The 393-nt window shown below is 43.0% G+C and carries 1 pseudogene; it reads left to right on the top strand.

Going from position 1 to position 393, the window contains the following annotated elements:
- Positions 1–189: 189 nt before the first annotated feature.
- Positions 190–393: pseudogene (locus tag CIK04_RS31725) on the top strand (IS5/IS1182 family transposase); the annotation flags it as partial.

Genomic DNA, 393 nt, shown 5'->3' with positions numbered 1-393 from the left:
TTCCTCATCGACAAGCTTGCGATGACGAAAAACCAATGATGAGTTTTTTTGACGCAATGCGTCGTCAATAAAAAGACGAACCTTAAGAAAACGCCACTCACCTCGAGTGGCGTCAGACTGCTGACAAAGGTCTAGCTTTCGAGCTAGACCTTTGATCTAATAGGGGTATCGAAATATGGATACTCCGATATGCTTCAAGAACCCACCCCGCAACAATACGAACTGGAAATGGTGACGATGGAACAGTTAGTTCCTAAAGACCATTTAGTGCGCAAAATCGATAATGCTATCGACTTTGAATTCATTCGTGATGAAGTCGCTCATCTTTATTGTAAAGATAATGGGCGTCCACCTGTTGACCCTGTTCGTCTCTTCAAAATCATCTTGCTTGGT

This window comes from Vibrio sp. 03_296 (assembly GCF_002265885.1).
The sequence above is the reverse complement of the archived record's forward strand: the minus strand, read 5'-3'. Positions and strand labels throughout refer to the sequence as shown.